Below are 8050 nucleotides of genomic sequence, written 5' to 3'. Positions count from 1 at the left end.
GACGTTGACCCGCCCGAAAGTTTCGGGCGGGTCAACGTTTCTCCACAGGTGTGGGCTGTGCCTGGGGGAGGGGGCGCCCATCGGGGCACGCTCCGCCCATGTCAGTCATCCAGGATCCCAGTGGGGAAGAGCTCACGGTCCTCGAGCGGCTGCTCGAGCGATCCGTGCCGTTCACGGCCCGCGAGGCGGTGGCCGAGGGGGCGTCGTACGGCTGGCTGCGTCGATGGTGCCGCGCCGGCCTGCTCGGACACCCGATCCGGGGCGTCTACCACGCCCCGGATCTGCCCGATGGTCTGAGCCTCCGGCTGGCGGTGCTGCGACTCGTGGTGCCGCCCGACTGTGTCGTGACGGATCGGACGGCCGGATGGCTGTGGGGCGCCAACATGATCCTCGCGCCGGGGGATCACCTCGTCACCCCCGCGGTTCAGGTCTTCTGCCCGCCCGGCTATCGACTCCGCAACGGGCTGGTCGACAGCGGCGAACGTCGGCTGGCTGCGGAGGACGTCGCAGTCCTCGACGGGGTGCGGGTGACGACCCCGCTTCGGACCGCGTGCGATCTCGGGCGCCTGCTGCACGTCGACCAGGCGCTGGCCGCCATGGACAGCCTGGCCGGGCTGCGCCGCTTCACGCAGGACGAGCTGGAGCTGGCGGTCCTGCGCTTCGGTCGCTACCGGGGCGTGGTGCAGCTGCGCGCACTCGTGCCGCTCGTCGATCCGATGGCGAAGTCACCGGGAGAGAGTGCGCTGCGGCTGCGGTGGATCGAGGGCGGGGTGCCGCGGCCGCAGTGTCAGGTCCCGGTGCGGGCGCCCGACGGCGGTTGGTTCTACCTGGACATGGGGCTCCCGGATCGTCTGTTCGGCGCCGAGTACGACGGGGAGGAGTTCCACGACGAGAGCGTCGAGGAGCACGACACCGATCGACGCGAGTGGTGTCGGCGCGAGCACGGCTGGACGGTCCTGGTCTTCAGGAAGAACAACGTCTACGGGCGGAACCAGGACGCCGACCGGATCCTGCGCCGGGCCTGGTCAGAGCACTCCAAATGACGTTGACCCGCCCGAAAGTTTCGGGCGGGTCAACGTGGTGGTGATCAGTGCGAGCGGAGGTGCTCGTCCTCGACCGCGTGGTGGCCGTCGAACTGGTGGCCGTCGGCGGCGTGGCCCTCCACGGGTGCCTGGAGCTCGTGCTCGTGCTCCGCGTGGTGGTGGCCCTCCTCGAGCTCCGCCGGGGTGGGCTTCTGGACGTTGTCGGCGTACCAGACGGTGCGCAGACGGTGCCGGAGCGCCGCGAGCCGACCACCGGTCGGGGCCGGGACGCCGTTGGCGTCGACCTCGGCCCCGGGGTGACCGTCGATGACCGGGTCGCGGTCACGAGCGGCGATCGCGTAGGCACGCGACTCGGGCAGCGGCAGGTGGCGCTCGGAGTAGCCGCCCTCGGCAGACCGCATGATGATGCCCGTCTCGTAGCCGTGGAGCAGCGTCTCGTTGTCCTTGCGCTGCAGCGAGATGCACCAGCGCCGCGTCACGACGAACGCGATCACCGGACCGACGAATACCGCTACCCGGAGGAAGTAGGTGATCTGGTTGATGCTCGCGTGCAGCTTGATCGCGATGATGTCGTTGCCGCCGGCGATCCAGAACAGGCCGTACATGGTCATCAGGGCGACCATCAGCGCCGTGCGGGTGGGCGCGTTGCGCGGCCGCTCCAGCAGGTGGTGGTCGCGCTTGTCGCCGGTGATCCAGGCGTCGATGAACGGCAGCAGCAGCAGGATCGTGAACATCACGACCGGCAGGATCAGGATCGGCAGCATCACGTTCCAGCTGATCGTGATGCCCCAGATGTGGGTCTCGAGACCGGGCATGATGCGCAGCGCGCCGTCGGGCCAGCCCATGTACCAGTCGGGCTGGGACCCTGCGGTCACCTTCGACGGGTCGTAGGGGCCGTACTTCCACACCGGGTTGATCGTGAACAGCGCACCCATGAGCGCGGTGACGCCGAAGACCATGAAGAAGAACCCGCCGGCCTTGGCGGCGTACACCGGCAGCATCGGGAAGCCCACGACGTTCTGCTCGGTGCGGCCGGGACCGGGCCACTGGGTGTGCTTGTGGTAGACGAGCAGCAACATGTGTGCGGCGATCAGCGCGAGCAGCAGGCCCGGGATGAGCAGCACGTGGACCGTGTAGAGGCGCGGGATGATCGACTCGCCCGGGAACTCGCCGCCGAACATGAAGAACGACATGTAGCTGCCGACCACCGGGGTGGCCTTCACGAAGCCGTCCGCGGCGCGGATGCCGGTGCCGGAGAGCAGGTCGTCGGGCAGGGAGTAGCCGGTGAAGCCCTCGAGCGTGCCGAGGATCAGCAGCAGGCAGCCGATGACCCAGTTGAGCTCACGCGGCTTGCGGTAGGCGCCGGTGAACCACACGCGCAGCAGGTGCACCATCATCGAGGCGACGAAGAGCATCGCGGCCCAGTGGTGCATCTGGCGCATGAGCAGGCCACCGCGCACGTCGAAGGACAGCCGCAGGCTCGAGGCGTAGGCCTCGGACATGTGGATGCCGCGGAGCTGGTCGTAGGAGCCGTTGTACTGGACCTCGCCCATGCTGGGGGTGAACCACAGCGTGAGGAACACGCCCGTGAGCAGCAGGACGACGAAGCTCCACAGCGCGATCTCGCCGAGCATGAACGACCAGTGGTCGGGGAAGACCTTGCGCAGGTTCTTCTTCATCGCTGTGGCCAGACCCAGCCGCTCGTCGGCCCAGCCCGCGACCGCGCCGGCCCGGTTGGGCTTCTTGGCGGTCGCCGCCGTGGTGGCGTTGGTCTTGGCGACCTTGGTGGTGTCCATGATCAGCCACGCTCCCAGAAGCTCGGTCCCACGGGTTCGGTGAAGTCGCTCTGAGCGATGAGGTAGCCCTCCTCGTCGACGGCGAGCGGCAGCTGCGGCAGCGCGCGCGCAGCGGGGCCGAAGATGACGCGGCCCGAGTCGGCCAGGTCGAACGTCGACTGGTGGCACGGGCAGAGCAGGTGGTGGGTCTTGCGCTCGTTGAGCGAGATCGGGCACCCGACGTGGGTGCAGATCTTGGAGTAGCAGACGATGCCGTCGACCGACCAGTTCTCGCGGCCCTCGCCCGGGATGATCTCCTCGGGAGCCATCCGGATCATCACGACCGCGCCCTTGGACTTGCCGACCTGGAGGGCGAGGCCCTCCAGCGGCTCGCCGTCCTCGCCGCCGTTGAAGAGCGTCTCGGGCTCGGCGTTGAACAGGTCACCGATCTCGACGTCGCCGGGCCGGATGGGGGTGCCGACGACGTCGCGCACGACGCGGACGCCCTTGGCCCACAAGGTGTGCTCGAGGCCGGCGCCGGGGTAGTCGGCGTTCTTCTCGACCTGGCTGGGCGTCGGGCCGAGGTCGCGCAGTGCGACGACGGCCGGCAGGCCGAGCAGCCCGACAGCGCCGAGCAGCGAGTTGCGCACCAGCGGGCGACGGCCGATGCCGGACTCCTCGAGGCCGGCGTTCAGCGCCGCGAGAGTCGCCTCGCGGTCGTCGTCGGACGAGGCGGCCGGGTGGCGGTACTCGACGATCTCGTGGTCGGCCATCAGCTTGCGCGCCCACTGGATGATGCCCGAGCCGAGGAACAGCAGGGCACCGGCCAGAGAGAGCCCGAGGAACAGGTTGGAGGCACCGAAGCCACCCACGACGTCGGGATCGTCCCCGATGTCGAAGGCGAAGTAGGAGACCAGGAACAGGATCGTGCAGATGGCCGAGAGCCCGAAGAGGGTCGCGACCTGGCGCTCGGCACGCTTCTCGGCGTGCGCGTCGACGTCGGTCGGCCGCCACTGGTGCTCCGGCAGCCCCGGGTCGGCGTAGAGGTCGTTGACGACCGCCGGGTCCGGCACGTTGGTCAGCTCGTGAGCGTGCTGGTTGTCGTGACTCTCGCTCACGCATCCACCTTCTTCTTCGTCGAACGAGTCGTGTGGGCCGCGATCCAGACCGCGGCGCCCACCAGCAGGCCGATGCCGAACACCCAGGCGACCATGCCCTCGACCACCGGGCCGAGCCCGCCGAGGCCGAAGCCGCCGTAGTTGGGCATGTCCTCCATCGAGCCGAGGTAGGCGATCACGTCGCGCTTCTCCTCGGGGGAGAGGTTGCCGTTGGAGAACGAGTCCATCTGGCCGGGGCCGGTGAGCATGGCTTCGTAGATGAGGCGCGGCTCGACGCCACGGATCTGGGGCGCGGCACCGCCGCGCGGCATCGCGCCGCCGGAGCCCTCGAAGTTGTGGCAGGCCGTGCAGTTGGTCAAGAAGATCTGACCGCCGTTGGTGATGGCCTGCTGACGCTCCTCGTCGGACATCCCCTCGAGGCTGTAGTCGCTCTCGTCCGGGATCGCCGGGCCGGGGCCGAGGGAGGCGACGTACGCCGCCAGCGCGGCGATCTCGTCGTCGCTGAACGCCACCGGCTTGCGGGGCGCCTGGGCACCCGGACGCGACATCGGCATGCGGCCGGTGCTGACCTGGAAGTCGACCGCGGCCGCGCCGACCCCGACCAGCGTGGGTCCGAACTGGGTCTCATCGCCGTTGCCCTGCTGGGTGCGCAGCCCCTCGCCGTTCTGACCGTGGCAGAAGGCGCAGCTGACGAGGAACAGCTCACGGCCCTGGGCGATCTGCTCCTCGCTGGACGCGGCGGAGCCGGCCTGAGCGGGGGAGAAGACCGTGTAGAGACCGCCGGTCATGAGCAAGCCCAGCAGCACGACGGCCAGGCCGGCGAGCGGCCCGCGGCGGTGCCGGGAGAGGCGACCTGCGGAGCGATTCAGGAGACGCACAATTGAGTCCTTGCGATTGGTCGGTCTGCGGGCGGGACTACTGGACGAGGTAGATGGTCGCGAAGAGGCCGATCCACACCACGTCGACGAAGTGCCAGTAGTAGGAGACGACGATCGCGCTCACGGCCTGCTCGTGGGTGAACTTGCGCGCCACGAAGGTGCGGCCGAGGACGAAGAGGAAGGCGATCAGCCCGCCGGTCACGTGGAGACCGTGGAAACCGGTGGTGAGGTAGAACATCGTGCCGTAGGCCGAGTCCTGGATCGTGACGTTGTGGCGGACGAGCTCGGCGTACTCCGTGGCCTGGCCGCCGATGAAGACCGCGCCCATGAGGTAGGTCAGCACGAACCACTCGCGCAGGCCCCAGCCGGAGACCTTGAAGATCGAGCCGGTGCGGCCGACCTGGCCCCGCTCGGCGGCGAACACGCCGAGCTGGCAGGTGAGCGAGGAGAGCACCAGGATCGTCGTGTTGATCGAGGCGAACGGCACGTTGAGGTGCTCGGTGCTCTGGGCCCACAGATCGGGGCTCACGGCCCGGATCGTGAAGTACGACGCGAACAGCGCCGCGAAGAACATCAGCTCGCTGGAGAGCCAGATGATCGTCCCCACGCTGACCATGCTCGGACGGTCGTGGTGCCCGTGTAGACGGGATGCCGGAATCGCGGTTGCAGTCGCCACGGGCGTCATTATGTCGTGACTCGGGCAGGAGGGCACCCCGGGGGGCCCGTGTCTCATGGTCTTAGAGTTCAGACCGTGCTCCACACCGCGGTCGCGGCCCTCGCCGAGGGCACCGTCGACCTTCCCCGGTTCACTGCCACCAGCCTCTTCAGCGAGTGGTCGCTCGAGCCAGTGTCGTTCGTCCTGACGGTCTGGGTCGCGGGTCTCTACCTGTGGGGGACCGCGGTCCTGCGGCGCCGCGGCGACCACTGGCCGATCGGGCGGACCCTGGCGTTCGTCGGGCTCGGGATGGGCTCGTTCTTCGTCGCCACCAGCTCCGGGCTCGCGACCTACGACCTGACGCTGCTGAGCGTCCACATGGTCCAGCACATGATCTTGTCGATGCTGGTGCCGATGGCGCTGGCGCTCGGCGCCCCGGTCACGCTCGCGCTGCGCACGCTCCCGCCGCGGCCGCGGCGGTGGCTGCTCGCGGTCCTGCACTCCCGGGTGGCGAAGGTGCTGTCGTTCCCGCCGCTGACGCTGGCGGTGTACGTCGTCTCGCCGTGGGCGCTGTACTTCTCCGGCTGGTACGCCGCGAGCCTGCACTCGGCGTACGTCCACGAGATGATGCACGTCCACCTGGTGCTGGTGGGCTCGCTCTTCTTCTGGCCGATCCTCGGCATCGACCCGGTGCCCGGACGGGTCAGCTACCCGTTCCGGATGCTGCTCGTCGTGCTGACGCTGCCGTTCCACGCGTTCTTGGGCGTGACGATCATGGGCCAGGAGGAGCTGCTCGGCGGCTCCTGGTACCCCGACCTCCACGACGGGCCGATGGGCGTCTGGCTCCCCGACCCCGCCGACGACCAGCACCTCGCAGGCGGCATCCTCTGGGGGTCGGGCGACCTGATCGCGGTGATCCTGTTCGCCGCGCTGTTCACCCAGTGGGTGCGCGCCTCGATGAAGGAGGCGGCCCGCGAGGACCGGCGTCTGGACCTCCTCGAGGCGCGGGAGCGCGCCGCAGCCGGGGACGCCGCATCTCGCGCGGACGCGCCCTAGTAGCATCGCGGGCGTGACCGACTCGAGCTCCTCCCGGACCGCCCTGCGGGTGCTGGTCTACAGCGACGACGTGAACACCCGCCAGCAGGTCATCGTGGCCCTCGGCCGCCGCCCGCACCCCGACCTCCCCGAGCTCGAGTACGTCGAGGTCGCGACCGAGCCGGTCGTCATCGCCAACCTCGACGCCGGCGGCATCGACCTGGCGATCCTCGACGGCGAGGCCGTGCCCGCCGGTGGCATGGGCATCGCCAAGCAGCTCAAGGACGAGATCTACGAGTGCCCGCCGATCGTGGTGCTCACCGGCCGGCCCCAGGACGCCTGGCTCGCGACGTGGTCGCGCGCCGAGGCCGCGGTCCCGCACCCGCTGGACCCCATCCAGCTCGCCGAGACCGTGGTGTCGCTGCTCCGCCCGCACGCGCCCGCGCGCACGTGACCCGCCGATGACGGCCTGGCCCGAGGTCCTCGGCGCGCTCGTCGCCGGGGCCGACCTCAGCGCTGACCAGACCGCGTGGGCGATGGGCGAGATCCTCTCCGGGCAGGCCAGCCCGGCACAGGTCGCAGGTTTCGCCGTTGCCCTGCGGGCCAAGGGCGAGACGATCGACGAGGTCCTCGGACTGGTCGAGGCGATGTACGCCGTCGCGACCCCGATCTCGGTGCCGGGCCGCACGCTCGACGTCGTCGGGACCGGCGGGGACCGCTCGATGTCGGTGAACATCTCCACGATGTCGGCGATCGTCGCGGCCGGCGCCGGCGCCCGGGTCGTCAAGCACGGCAACCGGTCGGCGTCCTCGCAGGCGGGGACGGCGGACGTGCTCGAGACGCTCGGCGTACGGCTCGACCTCCCGCCGGCCCGGGTGGCCGCGGTCGCCGAGGAGGCCGGGATCACGTTCTGCTTCGCCTCCGCGTTCCACCCCGCGCTGCGCCACGCCGCCGTGCCGCGGCGCGAGCTGGGGATCGGCACCACGTTCAACCTCCTCGGCCCCCTGGCCAACCCGGCCCGTCCGGGCGCGCAGGCCATCGGCTGCGCCTACGAGGGCCAGCTGGCGACGATGGCGGGCGTGTTCGCCCGCCGTGGTGTCGACGCATGGGTGTTCCGCGGCGACGACGGGCTCGACGAGCTGACGACGACGACCACCTCGGTCGTCTGGCGGGTGCACGACGGCGTCGCCACCGAGTCCGTGGTCGATCCGCGGGAGCTCGGCATCGCCCGGGCGGGTGCGGACGACCTCCGTGGGGGCGACGCCGCCTTCAACGCCGCGGTGGTCCGGCGGGTCCTCGACGGGGAGACCGGCGCGGTGCGCGACGCGGTCCTGCTCAACGCCGGCGCCGCCCTGGCGGTGCACAGCACCCCCGAGCACGAGCCGGTCGCCGCCCTGGCGGGCGGCATCGCGCGAGCGGCGGAGGCGATCGACTCCGGTGCCGCGCGTGCCGTGCTGGACCGCTGGGTCGCGGCCACCACGGCTTGAGCCGTCACACGTCGAGGACGTACTCGCTGCCGTTGCTGCGGAAGCCCACGTGGTCGTAG

At 70.4% G+C, this 8050-nt stretch carries 8 protein-coding genes; 4 read left to right on the top strand and 4 right to left on the bottom strand.

From position 1 onward, the window contains the following. Positions 1-98 precede the first annotated feature (98 nt). Complete coding sequence (locus tag Q0L15_RS08530; RefSeq protein ID WP_296603629.1) at positions 99-1043, top strand: type IV toxin-antitoxin system AbiEi family antitoxin domain-containing protein; 945 nt, start codon at positions 99-101, stop codon at positions 1041-1043. A gap of 44 nt (positions 1044-1087) precedes the next feature. Here the strand turns inward: Q0L15_RS08530 and Q0L15_RS08525 are convergent, their stop codons facing one another. From Q0L15_RS08525 to Q0L15_RS08510, 4 genes are read right to left on the bottom strand one after another with little or no spacing between them, the layout of a single operon-like run. Continuing rightward, positions 1088-2839, bottom strand: coding sequence for a ubiquinol-cytochrome c reductase cytochrome b subunit (locus Q0L15_RS08525; RefSeq protein WP_296603628.1), 1752 nt, complete (start codon positions 2837-2839; stop codon positions 1088-1090). Between the two features lie 2 nt (positions 2840-2841). Next, complete coding sequence (locus tag Q0L15_RS08520) at positions 2842-3936, bottom strand: ubiquinol-cytochrome c reductase iron-sulfur subunit (protein ID WP_296603626.1); 1095 nt, start codon at positions 3934-3936, stop codon at positions 2842-2844. Beyond that, positions 3933-4814, bottom strand: a complete 882-nt coding sequence (locus tag Q0L15_RS08515) for a c-type cytochrome (protein ID WP_296603625.1) — start codon at positions 4812-4814, stop codon at positions 3933-3935. The genes Q0L15_RS08520 and Q0L15_RS08515 overlap by 4 nt, the downstream gene beginning before the upstream one ends. A 37-nt stretch (positions 4815-4851) precedes the next feature. Beyond that, a complete protein-coding gene (locus Q0L15_RS08510; RefSeq protein ID WP_296603624.1) occupies positions 4852-5499 on the bottom strand; it encodes a heme-copper oxidase subunit III in 648 nt (215 codons plus the stop codon). A gap of 66 nt (positions 5500-5565) precedes the next feature. Here Q0L15_RS08510 and Q0L15_RS08505 point away from each other — a divergent pair, with 66 nt between their 5' ends. From Q0L15_RS08505 to trpD, 3 genes are read left to right on the top strand one after another with little or no spacing between them, the layout of a single operon-like run. Continuing rightward, a complete protein-coding gene (locus Q0L15_RS08505; RefSeq protein ID WP_296603623.1) occupies positions 5566-6525 on the top strand; it encodes a cytochrome c oxidase assembly protein in 960 nt (319 codons plus the stop codon). 13 nt (positions 6526-6538) lie between these two features. Continuing rightward, positions 6539-6958 (top strand): hypothetical protein, encoded by a 420-nt coding sequence (locus Q0L15_RS08500; protein ID WP_296603622.1) that lies wholly within the window; start codon positions 6539-6541, stop codon positions 6956-6958. Between the two features lie 7 nt (positions 6959-6965). Next, positions 6966-7991: an anthranilate phosphoribosyltransferase gene (gene trpD, locus Q0L15_RS08495; protein WP_296603620.1), complete on the top strand. Its 1026-nt coding sequence runs from the start codon at positions 6966-6968 to the stop codon at positions 7989-7991. The last annotated feature ends 59 nt before the right edge of the window (positions 7992-8050 follow it).

The organism is Nocardioides sp., assembly GCF_024509035.1.
Classification (GTDB): domain Bacteria; phylum Actinomycetota; class Actinomycetes; order Propionibacteriales; family Nocardioidaceae; genus Nocardioides.
Note: the sequence above shows the minus strand (reverse complement) of the source record. Positions and strands in the feature narration are given on the sequence as shown.